The organism is Variovorax sp. Varisp41 (assembly GCF_047325085.1).
Classification (GTDB): domain Bacteria; phylum Pseudomonadota; class Gammaproteobacteria; order Burkholderiales; family Burkholderiaceae_C; genus Variovorax.
In genome coordinates this window covers 1,032,556-1,047,832 of record NZ_CP168540.1, presented here as the reverse complement: position 1 = coordinate 1,047,832, position 15,277 = coordinate 1,032,556, and the positions used below count along the sequence as shown (strand labels likewise).

Here is a 15,277-nt window from a genome sequence, read left to right as displayed (position 1 = left end):
CATGAACGGCACCACCGCTTCGCATCCGCTGCCGACCGTGGCGGCCCTCGAGGTCGCGCTGCGCGCCGCGCTGCGGCCGACGGCGCTCGAGGTCATCGACGAGAGCGCCGCGCACGCGGGCCACGCGGGTGCCAATGCCGAGGGATCCGGCACCCATTTCCGGGTCCGCATCGCCTCCCCGCTGTTCGAGGGAAAGCCACGCGTGGCGCGTCATCGGCTTGTGTATGATGCCCTCCAACTTTTCATCGCACAGGGTCTGCACGCCATCGCCATCGAGGTGCTCTGAGTCGTCCATCCACCGCCAGCCTCCGGCTGCCGGGCCCGGTTCTCCGCGGCGGCGCTCCCTCCCCTGTGTCTTTCCTCCGGTTTCCTCCACGCGCACTTTCATCCAACGCGCATTTCTCAGCCTGACATTCAATCCATGAAAAAACAAATCTTGCAGGCCGTCGCGGCCGCAGCGCTGCTTGGTGCCGTTCCCATGGCTGCCCTGGCGCAGAACGCAGCCATCGTCAACGGCAAGGCAGTGCCCAAGGCACGCATGGACGCGCTGGCCCAGCAGCTGGCCGCGGCCGGCCGCCCGGTCACGCCCGAGATGCAAGGCCAGCTGCGCGAGGAAATCGTGGCGCGCGAAGTGTTCATGCAGGAAGCGCAGAAGCAGGGCCTCGACGCCACCGAGGACTACAAGAACCAGCTCGAGCTCGCGCGCCAGGCGATCCTGATCCGCGCCCTGTTCGAGAACTACCGCAAGACCAATCCGGTCTCTGACGCCGACGTGAAGGCCGAGTACGACAAGTTCGTCGCGGCCAATGGCGGCAAGGAATACAAGGCGCGCCACATCCTGGTCGAGACCGAGGACCAGGCCAAGAAGATCATGGCCGACCTCAAGAAGGGCGCCAAGTTCGAGGACATCGCCAAGAAGCAGAGCAAGGACCCCGGATCGGGCGCCAATGGCGGCGACCTCGACTGGGCCAACCCCGCCAACTTCGTGCCCGAATTCTCGGAAGCGATGATCAAGCTCAAGAAGGGCGAGACCACGCCGGCCCCGATCAAGACCCAGTTCGGCTGGCACATCATCCGCGTCGACGACATCCGCCAGGCCCAGCTGCCGAAGATGGAAGACATCAAGCCGCAGATCACGCAGCAGCTGCAGCAGCAGCGCCTGCAGAAGTACCAGGAAGACCTGCGCGCCAAGGCGAAGATCGAGTAAGCGGCGCGCCCTGCCCGCCCTCTCTCATGAAAAAACGGCCTTCGGGCCGTTTTTCTTTGGGCTTGTTTCTTGCAAGAATCCGCGGCGCGCCATCGGCGCGGAGGGTGTCGACCATGGGCTTCTACCACTCGACCGAGGCGCTCGCGCCGCGGCACAAGACCGAATTCTGGCGCGAGTCGGTGTGCCGGCGCCTGATACCGGCGCGCGGCGAATTCGCACGCGACTTCGACGGCTGCCTCTCGGGCCAGCAGCTCGCGAGCCTCACGGTGTGCCGCATGCAGTCGAAGCCGCACACCTTCATCCGCACCGACCAGCTCGCGCGCATTGCGCCCGACGACGACATCGTCGCCGCCTTCTTCCAGCGCGGCCAGGCCAACATGGCGCAACAGGGCCGCACGCTGCGCGCTTCGGCCGGCGACATCGTGCTGTACGACGCGGCCCGGCCCTTCGTGCACGAGCTCGCGCCCGAATCGCTGCTGCTGGTGCGCTTTCCGCGCCAGCAGTTGCTGTCGCGCTTTCCGAAGGCCGAGCACATGATGGCGCTCAAGATCGCCGACGGCAGCTCGCTGGCCGGGTTGCTGCACGGCATGGCCGAGGAGGCGCTGCGCTTCGAGACGCGCGATGCCGCCCTGCCCGCGCAGGCGCGCTTCGCCGCGGCCTTCCTCGACACGCTGAGCGCCGCGATGGAGCTGCAGGACGTGGCCGAGGGCGCCGCCGCGGCGACGCGCCACGGCTCGATCTACGAGAAGGCCGTGCGCTACATCGACGCCCACCTGGACGACACCGGCCTCTCGATGGCCGAGGTGGCCGAGGCCGCGCACGTCTCGCCGCGCACGCTCACGCGCGTGTTCGCGGCCCACGGCACGACGGTGATGCATCACCTCTGGAAGCGCCGGCTCGCGCAGAGCTTCCACATCCTGTCGGAGGGCCGCGTGCAGCAGGTCACGCAGGCCGCCTACCAGTGCGGCTTCAGCGACCTCTCGCATTTCTCGCGTGCCTTCAAGAGCGCCTACGGCACCACGCCCGGCAGCCTGCTGCACGGGGCCGCCAGCTGAAGCGCTGGCTTCAGCGCAGGTATTCGCCCGCCGCCTCCGGCTGGAACTGCAGCGCTACCACGCGCGCCGAGCCTTGCACGCCGGCCGGCGTGGTCCATTCCACCACCTGCCCCACGCGCGCGCCCAGCAGACTCGCGCCCACCGGCGACATCACCGAGACCTCGCCTTCGGCAGGCTTGGCATCGCGCGGATAGCACAGCGTGATCGTGTAGCGCTCGCCGCGCGCGGGGTCCTCGAGCTCGATGCGCGAGTTCATCGTGACGAGGTCCGGCGACGCGTCCTGCGGCGCCACGACCTCGCTGCAGTCGAGCATCTCCTCGAGGGCCAGCGCGACCGGGTCACTGGCGCCGCGCGTCTGCAGCGCGTGCGCGGCGAGCTTGTGCAGGCGCGCGTGGTCGAGCTGGGTGAGGGTTCGTTCGAGTCGCGTGAACGAGGCGGTGGCTTGCATGGATCGCTCCTGATGAAGTGAAGGCGTGCCGCGGGCTCCATCGAGGGAGCGGGATGAGGCGGACGCGCCGACGCGCGGGCTTGGAGGAGGCCCGGCGATCAGGAAGTGCGCGAAAGAAGAACGGGAGGAGGAAGGATCGCCGGGCTCAGGAATGCCAGGGCGATCGGCGCTTGAGCGCCGTCATCCGCGCCGCGCGGCGCCGGCCACGCGCGAGCGCGCCCGGCAGGGCCGGTGCGGTCAACGTGGAAGCGGAAGTGCGCAGCATGCGGCCGAGTCTACCGGTCCCGTCGCGCAGGCGGCCATCAAAGGCCCCACCGGCCTTGCCGGATTGGGACCCTTGCCGTCGGCGATCAGCCCACCCAACGGCGGGCGTTGCGCCAGATGCGCATCCAGGGGCTGCGCTCGCTCGCGTCGCCACCGTTCCAGCTCATCTGGATGTTGCGGAACACGCGCTCGGGATGCGGCATCACCGCGGTGAAGCGGCCGTCGGCCGTGGTCACCGAGGTCAGGCCGCCGGCGCTGCCGTTCGGGTTGAACGGATACTGCTCGGTGGGCTGGCCGTGGTTGTCGACGAAGCGCATGGCCGCGATGGCCTTCGAGGCATCGCCGCGATGCTTGAAGTTCGCATAGCCCTCGCCATGCGCGACCGCGATCGGCAGCCGCGCGCCGGCCATGCCCGCGAAGAACAGGCTCGGCGAATCGAGCACCTCGACCATCGACAGGCGGGCCTCGAAGCGCTCGCTCTGGTTGGTGGTGAAGCGCGGCCAGGCCTCGGCGCCGGGGATGATGTCGGCCAGCTCGGCGAACATCTGGCAGCCGTTGCACACGCCGAGGCCGAAGGTGTCGGCGCGGCCGAAGAAGCGCTTGAACTCGTCGGCCAGGCGCTGGTTGAAGGTGATGCTGCGGGCCCAGCCGATGCCGGCGCCCAGCGTGTCGCCGTAGCTGAAGCCGCCGCAGGCCACCACGCCCTTGAAGTCGGCGAGCCGCGCGCGGCCGGCCTGCAGGTCGGTCATGTGGACGTCGAAGGCCTCGAAGCCGGCCTCGTTGAAGGCATAGGCCATCTCGACGTGCGAGTTCACGCCCTGCTCGCGCAGGATCGCGACCTTGGGCCGCGAGGCCAGCACCGCGGGCGCGGCAGGCTCGACGGCAGCCGGCAGATGCCAGTGCAGGCCCGGATCGGCGGGCTCGCCGGCCGCCGCGTGCTCGGCATCGGCGCAGGCCGGGTTGTCGCGCTCGCGCGCGATCTTCCAGCTCACCGAGTCCCAGACCTGGTGCAGGTCGTGCAGGCTGGCGCTGAACACCGACTTGGCATCGCGCCACACCTCGAGCTTGCCCTTGCCGGCCTCGATGGCCGAGCTCGCGGGCCGGGTCTTGCCGACGAAATGGCTGTGGGTGCTCAGGCCGTGGGCGCGCAGCACCTGCATGACCTCGTTGCGCTCGGCGGTGCGCACCTGCAGCAGCATGCCGAGCTCCTCGTTGAACAGCGCCTTGAGCGTGAGCTCCTCGCGCCGCGCGCTGACCTGCTGCGCCCAGTTCTTGGCGTCGCCGGTCTCCATGCGGCTGTCGGAGATGCCGTCGCCCTCGGTGACCAGCATGTCGACGTTGAGCGCCACGCCCACATGGCCCGCGAAAGCCATCTCGCAGGCGGCGGCGAACAGGCCGCCGTCGCTGCGGTCGTGCATGGCGAGGATCTTGCCGTCGGCGCGCAGTGCGTTGACGGCATTGACCAGTGCCACCAGCTGCGCCGGATCGTCGAGATCGGGCACGGTGTCGCCGCTCTGGCCCAGCGTCTGCGCCAGGATGCTGCCGGCCATGCGGTGCTGGCCGCGGCCGAGGTCGACCAGCACCAGCGTGCTGTCCTCCTCGCTCGCGTCGAGCTGCGGCGTGAGCGTGCCGCGCACGTCGTCGAGCGAGGCGAAGGCGCTCACGATCAGGCTGACCGGCGAGGTCACCTTCTTCGTCTCGCCGCCCTCCTTCCACTGCGTGCGCATCGACAGCGAATCCTTGCCGACCGGAATCGAGATGCCCAGCGCCGGGCACAGCTCGAGGCCGACGGCCTTGACCGTGGCATAGAGCGCGGCGTCCTCGCCGGGCTCGCCGCAGGCGGCCATCCAGTTGGCCGACAGCTTGACGCGCGACAGCTCGATCGGCGCCGACAGCAGGTTGGTGATGGCCTCGGCCACCGCCATGCGGCCCGAAGCGGGCGCGTCGTAGGCGGCCAGCGGCGTGCGCTCGCCCATGCTCATCGCCTCGCCCGCGAAGCCCTGGTAGTCGGCCAGGGTCACGGCGCAGTCGGCCACCGGCACCTGCCACGGGCCGACCATCTGGTCGCGGTGGCTCAGGCCGCCCACGGTTCGGTCGCCGATCGTGATCAGGAAGCGCTTGGAAGCGACGGTCGGGTGCGACAGCACGTCGATCGCGGCCTTCTGCAGGTCGACGCCCGTGAGGTCGAGCGGCCGGAAGCTGCGCGCCACCGACTGCACGTCGCGGTGCATCTTGGGCGGCTTGCCCAGCAGCACGTCCATCGGCATGTCGACCGGCTGCAGCGCGGCGCCCTCGTCGGCCACCAGCAGCTGCCGCTCCTCGGTCGCCACGCCGACCACCGCGAAGGGGCAGCGCTCGCGCTCGCAGAAGGCCTTGAACTGTTCGAGCGATTCGGGCGCGATCGCCAGCACGTAGCGCTCCTGGCTCTCGTTGCACCAGATCTCCTTCGGCGCCATGCCCGATTCCTCGAGCGGCACCGCGCGCAGGTCGAAGCGCGCGCCGCGACCGGCGTCGTTGGTCAGCTCGGGGAAGGCATTGCTCAGGCCGCCCGCGCCCACGTCGTGGATCGCGAGGATCGGATTGGCCGCGCCCTGCTGCCAGCAGTGGTTGATGACCTCCTGCGCGCGGCGCTCGATCTCGGGGTTGCCGCGCTGCACGGAGTCGAAGTCGAGCTCGGCCGCGTTGGCGCCGGTGGCCATCGAGCTGGCGGCGCTGCCGCCCATGCCGATGCGCATGCCGGGGCCGCCGAGCTGGATCAGCAGCGAGCCGGCCGGGAAGCGGATCTTCCTGGTCTGCGTGGCGTCGATGCTGCCGAGGCCGCCCGCGATCATGATCGGCTTGTGGTAGCCGCGCTGCACCGTGTCGAGGTCGCTCGCCAGGGCCTGCTCGTATTCGCGGAAGTAGCCCAGCAGGTTGGGCCGGCCGAACTCGTTGTTGAAGGCGGCGCCGCCCAGCGGGCCCTCGGTCATGATCTGCAGCGGGCTCGCGATGTGCTCGGGCTTGCCGTAGTGGCCGTCCTCGGGCCAGAGCTTCGAGACCGTGAAGCCGGTCAGGCCGGCCTTGGGCTTGGAGCCGCGGCCGGTGGCGCCCTCGTCGCGGATCTCGCCGCCGGCGCCGGTCGAGGCGCCCGGGAACGGCGAGATCGCCGTCGGGTGGTTGTGCGTCTCCACCTTCATCAGCACGTGGGTCAGCGCCGTGTCCTTGGTGTAGGCCGGCGCGCTCGCGGCGTCGGCGCCGCGCGGGATGAAGCGCTCGACCTCGCCGCCCTCCATCACCGAGGCGTTGTCGGCATAGGCGATCACCGTGTGCTGGGGGTTCTGGCGCTCGGTGTGGCGGATCATCGAGAACAGGCTCTGCGGCTGCGCCGCGCCGTCGATCGTGAAGTCGGCGTTGAAGATCTTGTGGCGGCAGTGCTCGCTGTTGGCCTGGGCGAACATCATCAGCTCGACGTCGCTGGGATTGCGGCCCAGCTTCGTGAAGGCATCGACCAGGTAGTCGATCTCGTCCTCGGCCAGCGCCAGGCCGAAACCGGTGTTGGCGGCTTCCAGCGCCGCGCGGCCCTGGGCCAGCACGTCGACCGTCGCCATGGGCTGGGCCGGCAGTTCGCTGAACAGGCTGGCGGCCTGGTCGACCGTGGCGAGCACCGATTCGGTCATGCGGTCGTGCAGCGGGCCGGCCGCGGCGGCCAGCGCCTCGCCCTCGAGCACCGGCGCCTTGCCCAGCAGCGGGGCCTTGAGCTTCAGGTGGTATTGGGTGACGCGCTCGACCCGGCGCAGCGCCAGGCCGCAGTTGTGGGCGATGTCGGTGGCCTTGGAGGCCCAGGGCGACACGGTGCCCAGGCGCGGCGTGACGACCACCGCCGCCGAGGCCTTGGCCGCCGGCGCCTCGAAGGGCTCGCCGTAGCTCAGCAGCGCCGCGAAGCGCTCGCGGCCCGCGGCGTCGAGCGCGCCGTCGGTCACCACCAGGTGCACGAAGCGCGCGGCGATGCCCTCGATGCGCGGATCGACGGCCTGGAGCTTCGGCAGGAGCTGCCGCGCACGGAATTCGCTGAGTGCGCTGCCGCCCTCGAAGATGGTTACGACGGGAAGGGCTGTGGAAACGGAAGCGGACTGCGTCACGATGGGTGGGGCCTTGGGGCCGCGTTGGGCTTTGGAGAGGTCTGGAAATCCGTGGGCGGGCGGCCGCTGACTGGGGCCGTCCGCGCAGGACGCGAATTTTAGGTCATGGCGAAAGCCTCGCCCGGGCGGCCGGCCAGAGCCCGTTCGAGCGCTGATTTCTTCGCCCGGATGGGATAATTCCACGCATGAGCATTACCTACAAAGACGCCGCGGGCATCGCCGCCATGCGCGTCGCCTGCCGCCTCGCGTCCGAGGTGCTGGACTACCTCACGCCCTTCATCAAGCCCGGCATCACGACCAACGACGTCGACCGCCTGGCCGCCGAGTACATGGTCAAGCAGGGCACCACCTCGGCCACGGTGGGCTACATGGGCGCCAGCAGCGTGCCCTTCCCCAAGTCGCTGTGCACCTCGGTCAACCACGTGGTGTGCCACGGCATCCCGAACGACAAGCCCCTGAAGAAGGGCGACATCATGAATGTCGACGTCACCGTCATCAAGGACGGCTGGTTCGGCGACAACTCGCGCATGTACGTCGTGGGCGACGCCTCGATCGCGGCCAAGCGCCTGTGCCACATCACCTTCGAGGCCATGTGGCACGGCATCCTGCAGGTGCGCCCCGGTGCCCACCTGGGCGACGTAGGCCATGCGATCCAGAAGTTCGCCGAGGGCCAGGGCTTCTCGGTGGTGCGCGAGTTCTGCGGCCACGGCGTGGGCCAGCGCTTCCATGAAGAACCGCAGGTGCTGCACTACGGCCGCCCGGGCACCATGGAAGAACTCAAGCCCGGCATGATCTTCACCATCGAGCCGATGATCAACGCCGGCAAGCGCGACGTGAAGGAAGACTTCAAGGGCGGGCAGTACGACGGCTGGACCATCGTCACGCGCGACCATTCGCTCTCGGCCCAGTGGGAGCACACGGTGCTGGTCACCGAAACGGGCTACGAGGTGCTGACCCTGTCCGAAGGCAGCCCGCCGCTGCCGTCGTTCGTGAGCGCCATCAAGACATGAGCCGCGCGGCCGGCCGCGCCACCCCACCGCCATGATCGAAGCCGCCCGACACGACGTCGCGACGCTGCGCGAAGCCTACCGCGCGAAGAAGCTCGCCCTTTTCGAGACCCTGCGCTTCGCGCGCGCGCCCACGCGCAGCGTGCACACGGTGCTGCGCCAGCTCGCGGCGCTGGCCGACGAGAACCTGCAGACGCTGTGGCAGGACGCCGATTTCGGCGACGGCCTGGCGCTGGTGGCGGTCGGCGGCTACGGGCGCGGCGAGCTGTTCCCCTACTCCGACGTCGACGTGCTGCTGCTGCTGCCGCCCGAGGGCGGCGAGCAGGCGGTCGAGCCGGCGCGGCTCGAGGCCTTCATCGGCCAGTGCTGGGACGCCGGCCTGGAGATCGGCTCGAGCGTGCGCACCATCGAGGAATGCCTGGCCGAGGCCGAGAAGGACGTCACGGTCCAGACCTCGCTGCTCGAGGCGCGGGTGATCGCGGGCGACAAGAAGCTGTTCGCCACCTTCCGCAAGCGCTTCGGCACGGTGATCGACCCGCAGGCCTTCTTCATCGCCAAGTCGCAGGAGATGCGGCACCGGCACCAGAAGTTCGACAACACGCCCTACGCGCTCGAGCCCAACTGCAAGGAATCGCCGGGCGGCCTGCGCGACCTGCAGACCATCCTCTGGGTCGCCAAGGCCGCGGGCTTCGGCAGCCGCTGGGACGATCTGGCGCGCAACGGCCTGGCCACGCCCTTCGAGGCGCAGCAGATCAAGCGCAACGAGGCGCTGCTGTCGCTGATCCGTGCGCGGCTGCACGTGATCGCCAACCGGCGCGAGGACCGGCTGGTGTTCGACCTGCAGACCGCGGTGGCCGCGAGCTTCGGCTACGTGAGCGAATCGCAGCGCAAGTCGAGCGAGGCGCTGATGCGGCGCTACTACTGGGCCGCCAAGGCGGTCTCGCAGCTCAACCAGATCCTGCTGCTCAACATCTCGGAGCGGCTGCAGCCGATCGACGAGCAGCCGACGCCGATCAACGAGCGCTTCTTCGAGCGCGCCGGCCTGATCGAGATCGCGCGCGACGACCTCTACGAGAGCGAGCCGCACGCGATCCTCGAGACCTTCCTGCTCTACCAGAAGACCATCGGCGTGAAGGGCCTGTCGGCGCGCACGCTGCGCGCGCTCTACAACGCGCGCCACGTGATGGACAGCAAGTTCCGCAACGACCCGGCGAACCACGACACCTTCATGCGGATGCTGCAGCAGCCCTACGGCATCACGCATGCCTTCCGGCTGATGAACCAGACCTCGGTGCTGGGGCGCTACCTGCGCGTGTTCCGCAGCATCGTGGGGCAGATGCAGCACGACCTGTTCCACGTCTACACGGTGGACCAGCACATCCTGATGGTGCTGCGCAACGTGCGGCGCTTCTTCATCGCCGAGCACGCCCACGAGTACCCGTTCTGCTCGCAGCTCGCGGCCGGCTGGGACAAGCCCTGGCTGCTGTACGTGGCCGCGCTGTTCCACGACATCGCCAAGGGCCGCGGCGGCGACCATTCCACGCTGGGCGCGCGCGACGTGGCGCGCTTCTGCAAGCAGCACGGCATCTCGCGCGAAGACTCGAAGCTGATCGAGTTCCTGGTCTCCGAGCACCTGGTGATGAGCCAGGTGGCGCAGAAACAGGACCTGAGCGACCCCGAGGTGATCGGCGCCTTCGCGCGCCGCGTGGGCAACGAGCGCTACCTCACGGCGCTCTACCTGCTGACCGTGGCCGACATCCGCGGCACCTCGCCGCGCGTGTGGAATGCATGGAAGGGCAAGCTGCTCGAGGACCTCTACCGCTACACCCTGCGCGCGCTCGGCGGGCGCATGCCCGATCCCGACACCGAGGTCGAGTCGCGCAAGCGCGAGGCGCTGGTGCAGCTCGCGCTGCACGCCCAGCGCTTCGAGGCGCACAAGGCGCTGTGGGACACGCTCGACGTCGGCTACTTCATGCGCCACGACGCCAGCGAGATCGCCTGGCACGCGATGCAGCTGTCGCGCTTCGTGCCGCCGAAGAACGTGCCGATCGACCCGGCCGCGCCGCCCGTGGTCCGCGCGCACCTGTCGCCGGTGGGCGAAGGGCTGCAGGTGGTGGTCTACACGCCCGACCAGCCCGACCTGTTCGCGCGCATCTGCGGCTACTTCGACCAGGCCTCGTTCAGCATCCTCGACGCCAAGGTCCACACCGCGAGCAACGGCTACGCGCTCGACACCTTCCAGGTGGTGACCACCTTCCTGCCCGACCACTACCGCGACCTGATCAACATGGTCGAGACCGGGCTCGCGCAGACCCTGACCGAGGCCGGCGCCCTGCCGCTGCCGAGCATGGGCCGGGTGTCGCGCCGGGTGCGCAGCTTCCCGATCAAGCCGCGCATCAGCCTGGTGCCCGACGAGAAGGCGCAGCGCTGGGTGCTCAGCATCTCGGCCAGCGACCGCGCCGGCCTGCTCTATTCGGTGGCGCGCGTGCTCGCGCGACACCACCTGAACCTGCAGCTCGCCAAGGTCACGACCCTGGGCGAGCGGGTCGAAGACAGCTTTCTCATCAGCGGACCCGAATTGCAAGGCCAGCGCACGCAGGCCGCGATCGAGACCGAGCTGATGGAAGCCCTGGAGGCCTGAGTGGCCAGCCCGGCGGCCCGCTCCGCCGGGCCTCTTTCGCGACAAAAGTTCACAAATTCTTGTGAATTGAATACCAAATGTTTCTTTTTTCTGTCCAAACGGCAGAATGCACCCCATGGACACATTGCTGACCCAGCTTTCGAGTTCCGTATCGTCGGCCAGGACCCTCGAGGACCTGACCCGTCCCATGCTCGAGATGCTCGAGGCCGTGACCGGCCTGGAATCGACCTATCTCACGCGCATCGACCTGGAGCAGGGGCTCCAGCACATCCTGTACGCGCGCAACGCGCGCCAGTTGCAGATCCCCGAAGGCCTCGCCGTGCCCTGGGGCGACACCCTGTGCAAGCGCGCCCTCGACGAGGGCCGCGTCTACACCGACAACGTCGCCGAATGCTGGGGTGATTCCGATGCCGCGCGCCAGCTCGGCATCCAGACCTATGTGAGCACCCCGGTGCGCACCGACAGCGGCGGCCTCTACGGCACGCTGTGCGCGGCCAGCGGCGAGCGCCAGCCGCTGCCGGCCAACGCCACCAACGTACTGGGCCTGTTCGCGCGGCTGATCGGCCACCAGGTCGAGCGCGAGCAGCTGTTCCAGCGGCTCTCGGCGGCCAATGCCGAGCTCGCCACCCATGCCGCGACCGATGCGCTGACCGGCCTGCCGAACCGGCGCGCCTTCCTCGAGGGCCTGCGCCGCATGCTGGCCCAGGGCCAGCGCGACGGCACCGGCGTGCTGGTCGCCTTCGTCGACCTCGACGGCTTCAAGAAGATCAACGACCTGCACGGCCACGAGACCGGCGACGACTTCCTGGTGGAGATCGCGCGCCGGCTGCACGGCACGCTGCGCGCCGGCGACCTGCTGGCCCGCCTCGGCGGCGACGAGTTCGTGGTGGTCGGTCCGGGCCCCGCGCTCGCGGGCGGCGAATCGCCGGCCGCGGCCGAGGCGCTCGGCCAGCGCGTGGCGGCCGCCACGGTCGGCCACTTCCACCTCGGCGCGGTCGAGATCGGCTACGGCGGCGCCAGCGTGGGCGCGGTGGCGGTCGATCCGCGCTTCACCACGGCCGAGGAGGCACTGCGCCTGGCCGATGCCGCGATGTACCTCGAAAAGCGCGGGCGCAGCGGCCGACCGCACGGATGATCTGATGATCGGCCGGCCACGCGGGCGCCTCGAGCGCGTGTTCGGATCGCTCAAGGTCCGCCTCACGCTGGGCGGCATCGTGGCGCTGGCCCTGGGCATCGCGCTGAGCACCAGCGTGCTGCTGGGCATCGCCGAGCGCGACCTGCTCGCCGCGCAGCAGCGCCGCGAACTCGGCGAGTCGGCCCGCACCGCCGCCCTGCTCTCGCGCAGCGTGGTCCAGTTGCAGCGGGCGCTGCTGTCGGTCGCCGAATCGCTCGACGAGGCCACGCTCGACGACCCCGCGGCGCTGGCGCGCTTCATGGACAGCAAGCCGATCCTGCGCGGGCTCTTCACCGTGCTCTACATCGCGCGGCCCGACGGCGAAGTGCGCATCCTGGTCGATGCCGAGAACGGCGTCTCGCGCCCACCGCTGCCGCTGACCCAGCGCAACTACTTCCGCCGCACCCTGGCCGAGGGCCGGGCGATCGTCTCGGAGCCGCTGAACGGCCCGTTGTCGGGCGAGCCGATCGTGGTGTTCACCCAGCCGGCGCGCAATGCCTCGGGCATCTACGCGGTGTTCGGCGGCGTGCTGCGGCTGTCCAGCCGCGACCTGCTCGACGGCCTGGTCGACCCGCAGGCCGGCGACGACAACGCGCTGCTGGTCGTCACCACGCTCGACGGCCGCGTGCTCGCGCATCCCGACCGGCGCCGGATCATGGGCTCGCTCACCGACGAACCGCGCCTGGGGCAGGCCTTCAGGGCCTGGACCGCCGAGCACAGCCCGGCGGAGCCCGCGGGCGTGGCGCTGCCGCAGCCCGGCGAGATCGCCAGCGCCGCCGGCGTGGCCGGGCCCGACTGGATGGTGTGGCGCACCCGGCCCCAGTCCGAACTGACCGCGCCCTTCGCCACCGCGCGCGCCCAGTCGCTGCGCTGGGCCGGCCTGATCGTCGCGCCGCTGGCGCTGGGGCTGCTCGCGCTGCTGTGGTGGGGCCTGCGGCCGCTGCGCCTGCTGGAGCGGCGCGCCCAGCACCTGTTCGACGGCAGCATGGGCGCGGCCGATGGCTGGCCGCGCGCCGGCGGCGAGATCGGCCAGCTCGGCAACGTGCTGCGGCGCGTGGGCATCCAGCGCGCCGAGCTCGAGCGGCTCAACAGCGAGAGCATCGCCAAGCTCGGCTCGGTGATGCGCGCGGCGCCGGTCGGCATCGCGCTGGTGCGCGACGGGCGCTTCGACCTCGCGAGCGACGAGCTCTGCCGGCTGCTGGGCTGCGCGCGCGAGGACCTGCTGGGCCGGCTGACCGGCAAGGTGCTGGTGCCGCCCGAGCCGGGCGAAACCCCGCTGGCCGCGCTCGAGGCACTGGCATTCGGCGCCGACCAGGCCTACGTGGGCGAATGCCAGGTGCAGCGGCCCGACGGCAGCCGCTTCTGGGCCCGGCTGCGCAGCAAGCCGGTGGACGTGGCGCGCATGGAGCTCGGCACGATCTGGATCCTGACCGACATCGACCAACAGCGCCGCATCCGCGCGGCGCTCGAATGGTCGGCCGCGCACGACAGCCTGACCGGGCTGGCCAACCGCCAGCGCTTCGAGGCCCATGCGCAACGGCTGATCGCGGGGCTGCCGGCCACCATGCCGGCCGCGATGGTCTTCATCGACCTCGACAACTTCAAGCGCGTGAACGACACCGGCGGCCACCTGACCGGCGACGCGATGCTGCGCGCGGCCGCCAGCGCCATCGCCTCGCGGGTGCGCGCGGGCGACCTGGCGGCGCGGCTGGGCGGCGACGAGTTCGTGCTGCTGCTCGAGCGCTGCCGCCATGCCGATGCGGTGCGCGTGGCCGAGGCCATCGTGGCCTCGATCGCCGAGATCGCGATGCCCTCGCTGCCCGCGGACCTGCGCATCGGCGCGAGCATCGGCGTGGCCAGCCTCACGCCGCAGACGCGCAGCGTCGATGCCTGGCTGCATGCCGCCGACGAGGCCTGCTATGCGGCCAAGACCGCGGGGCGCGGCGTGGTCCGGGCCGGCTCGGCGCCGGCCGAGCGCATGTCGGGCTGAAGCGGCAGGGTTTCGACATTTCTACCGATTCATCGCCAATCCGCCAGTCGAAGGGCGGGTTGCCGAGGCCACCGCGTCCGCCCCGCCCGCGCTTGCTGGGGAAACCCCGGATTCAGTGAATCCATTTGGCTGACGAATACGTAACACCGAAGTTACCAGCTCGATGCAAGGAGCCTGACCCGAAAGCAACGGTCATGGATCGCACTGAACGGAACAGGCCGAAACGCGACTGGATCGTCACGAATTCCCGACAATCAGCCGTGAACTAATACCAACTCAGTAAACGATTGTTGTCAATCGTTAACCATTCCCAGAGAATGCCCCAGCATGGAAGAAACAAACGGGGTCATCGATCACTTTGAACGCCGAGCCTGCAGCACGCAGTGGCTCGCATTCAACCGCGGCATGGCAGCCGAGCTCGCCGCCGGACTCCCGCCCGAGGATCTGCACCAGCTTTTCTTCCGCATCGGCGAGAACGTGGCGCGCACCTTTCCGGTGCCTCCCTGCGCGAGCCTGGCCGAACTCGAAGCCGAGTTCAATGCCCGCTGGGACGGCATCGACTGGGGCTACGGCACCCTGCGCGAAGAGGCCGACGGCCTGCGCATCCGCCATGCCTGCAGCCCGCTGGCCATGGCTTTCGGGCCCGAATCCACCGGCTGGAGCAGCGGCTTCCTCGAAGGCGTCTACCAGACCTGGTTCGCCAGCCAGCGCCTGCCGGCCTCGCTGCGGGTGCAGGCGCTGCCGTCCGCCGCCCAACCCGGCGCGGTGATCGAACTTCGATTGGCGAGGTCTTCCCCATGAGCAACGACGATCCATCCGCCGAAGACGTGGCCGGGCTGTTCCGCAAGTTCGGTGGCGACTCGCATGTCTACAAGGAATTCGCGCCGCCCGAGCCGACCGATGGCGAAGGCCGTGCCGGCTGGCCGCTGCTGTCGGGCACGCCGATCGAACGAGCGCCCGAAGCACCGCCGGCTCCGGTGCAGCCGCCGCCCGCTCCTCCGGTGAAACCCGTGGTACAGGTCGCGCCCGTGCCGCCACCGGCGCCCGTCATGCCGCCGCCCGTGGCGGTCCGCCCCGCTCCGGCCCCGGTCGTCGCACCCGCGCGGCCGGCCGCCCCGCTCGCGAGCCCGTTCGGCCCCGCGCCGGTCGTTCCGCCGCCCCCCCAGCCCCTGCCCGCCAGGGCCGCCGCGCGGCCGGCACCCGCCTTCGTTCCGGGGCCCGTCCCGGCCCATCCCTCCACCGCCACGCCGACACCTCCCGCCTCGGATGCACGGAGCCCGACCGAGCTGGACGCGCTGTTCGCGCGCCTGGCGGGACCGCAGCGCCCCGAGCCACCGCCGGGCCCCATGTCACGCTGGCGCCGGCCGACGTGA

General features: G+C 70.2%; 11 protein-coding genes. 9 read left to right on the top strand and 2 right to left on the bottom strand.

The annotated features are described in order from the left end of the window. Position 1 precedes the first annotated feature (1 nt). From ACEN9J_RS04885 to ACEN9J_RS04875, 3 genes are all read left to right on the top strand, one after another. Positions 2-286 carry a BolA family protein gene (locus ACEN9J_RS04885; protein ID WP_413763478.1) on the top strand — a complete coding sequence of 95 codons (285 nt, stop codon included), beginning with the start codon at positions 2-4 and terminating at the stop codon, positions 284-286. 135 nt (positions 287-421) lie between these two features. After that, the gene (locus ACEN9J_RS04880; RefSeq protein ID WP_057597050.1) at positions 422-1,207 is read left to right on the top strand and encodes a peptidylprolyl isomerase; all 786 of its coding nucleotides are present in this window, start codon (positions 422-424) and stop codon (positions 1,205-1,207) included. Between the two features lie 113 nt (positions 1,208-1,320). Then, positions 1,321-2,262 (top strand): helix-turn-helix domain-containing protein, encoded by a 942-nt coding sequence (locus ACEN9J_RS04875; RefSeq protein ID WP_057597051.1) that lies wholly within the window; start codon positions 1,321-1,323, stop codon positions 2,260-2,262. 10 nt (positions 2,263-2,272) lie between these two features. Here ACEN9J_RS04875 and rnk read toward each other — a convergent pair whose 3' ends face one another. Both rnk and purL read right to left on the bottom strand, forming a co-directional pair. Further along, complete coding sequence (gene rnk / locus ACEN9J_RS04870) at positions 2,273-2,710, bottom strand: nucleoside diphosphate kinase regulator (protein ID WP_413763477.1); 438 nt, start codon at positions 2,708-2,710, stop codon at positions 2,273-2,275. Between the two features lie 350 nt (positions 2,711-3,060). After that, positions 3,061-7,092 carry a phosphoribosylformylglycinamidine synthase gene (gene purL / locus ACEN9J_RS04865; RefSeq protein ID WP_413763476.1) on the bottom strand — a complete coding sequence of 1,344 codons (4,032 nt, stop codon included), beginning with the start codon at positions 7,090-7,092 and terminating at the stop codon, positions 3,061-3,063. 185 nt (positions 7,093-7,277) lie between these two features. On the opposite strand from purL, the gene map reads away from it, so the two are divergent. From map to ACEN9J_RS04835, 6 genes are all read left to right on the top strand, one after another. After that, the gene (gene map / locus ACEN9J_RS04860) at positions 7,278-8,102 is read left to right on the top strand and encodes a type I methionyl aminopeptidase (RefSeq protein ID WP_057597054.1); all 825 of its coding nucleotides are present in this window, start codon (positions 7,278-7,280) and stop codon (positions 8,100-8,102) included. Between the two features lie 31 nt (positions 8,103-8,133). Next, positions 8,134-10,740 carry a [protein-PII] uridylyltransferase gene (locus ACEN9J_RS04855; RefSeq protein ID WP_413763475.1) on the top strand — a complete coding sequence of 869 codons (2,607 nt, stop codon included), beginning with the start codon at positions 8,134-8,136 and terminating at the stop codon, positions 10,738-10,740. Positions 10,741-10,855: 115 nt separating this feature from the next. Next, positions 10,856-11,875, top strand: a complete 1,020-nt coding sequence (locus ACEN9J_RS04850) for a sensor domain-containing diguanylate cyclase (RefSeq protein WP_057597056.1) — start codon at positions 10,856-10,858, stop codon at positions 11,873-11,875. 4 nt (positions 11,876-11,879) lie between these two features. Next, positions 11,880-13,904, top strand: a complete 2,025-nt coding sequence (locus ACEN9J_RS04845; RefSeq protein ID WP_413763474.1) for a diguanylate cyclase — start codon at positions 11,880-11,882, stop codon at positions 13,902-13,904. Between the two features lie 405 nt (positions 13,905-14,309). After that, entirely contained in the window at positions 14,310-14,705 is a 396-nt protein-coding gene (gene bcsD / locus ACEN9J_RS04840) for a cellulose biosynthesis protein BcsD (RefSeq protein ID WP_413763473.1), read from the top strand. Then, positions 14,702-15,277, top strand: coding sequence for a hypothetical protein (locus tag ACEN9J_RS04835; protein ID WP_413763472.1), 576 nt, complete (start codon positions 14,702-14,704; stop codon positions 15,275-15,277). The genes bcsD and ACEN9J_RS04835 overlap by 4 nt, the downstream gene beginning before the upstream one ends.

Excerpts from the sequence above, each read along its gene's own strand:
- ACEN9J_RS04835 (WP_413763472.1), top strand. The coding sequence starts at position 14,702 with ATGAGCAACGACGATCCATCCGCCGAAGACGTGGCCGGGCTGTTCCGC.
- bcsD (WP_413763473.1), top strand. The coding sequence starts at position 14,310 with ATGGCAGCCGAGCTCGCCGCCGGACTCCCGCCCGAGGATCTGCACCAG.
- ACEN9J_RS04855 (WP_413763475.1), top strand. The coding sequence starts at position 8,134 with ATGATCGAAGCCGCCCGACACGACGTCGCGACGCTGCGCGAAGCCTAC.
- ACEN9J_RS04880 (WP_057597050.1), top strand. The coding sequence starts at position 422 with ATGAAAAAACAAATCTTGCAGGCCGTCGCGGCCGCAGCGCTGCTTGGT.
- ACEN9J_RS04885 (WP_413763478.1), top strand. The coding sequence starts at position 2 with ATGAACGGCACCACCGCTTCGCATCCGCTGCCGACCGTGGCGGCCCTC.
- rnk (WP_413763477.1), bottom strand. The coding sequence starts at position 2,710 with ATGCAAGCCACCGCCTCGTTCACGCGACTCGAACGAACCCTCACCCAG.
- ACEN9J_RS04850 (WP_057597056.1), top strand. The coding sequence starts at position 10,856 with ATGGACACATTGCTGACCCAGCTTTCGAGTTCCGTATCGTCGGCCAGG.
- ACEN9J_RS04845 (WP_413763474.1), top strand. The coding sequence starts at position 11,880 with ATGATCGGCCGGCCACGCGGGCGCCTCGAGCGCGTGTTCGGATCGCTC.
- ACEN9J_RS04875 (WP_057597051.1), top strand. The coding sequence starts at position 1,321 with ATGGGCTTCTACCACTCGACCGAGGCGCTCGCGCCGCGGCACAAGACC.
- map (WP_057597054.1), top strand. The coding sequence starts at position 7,278 with ATGAGCATTACCTACAAAGACGCCGCGGGCATCGCCGCCATGCGCGTC.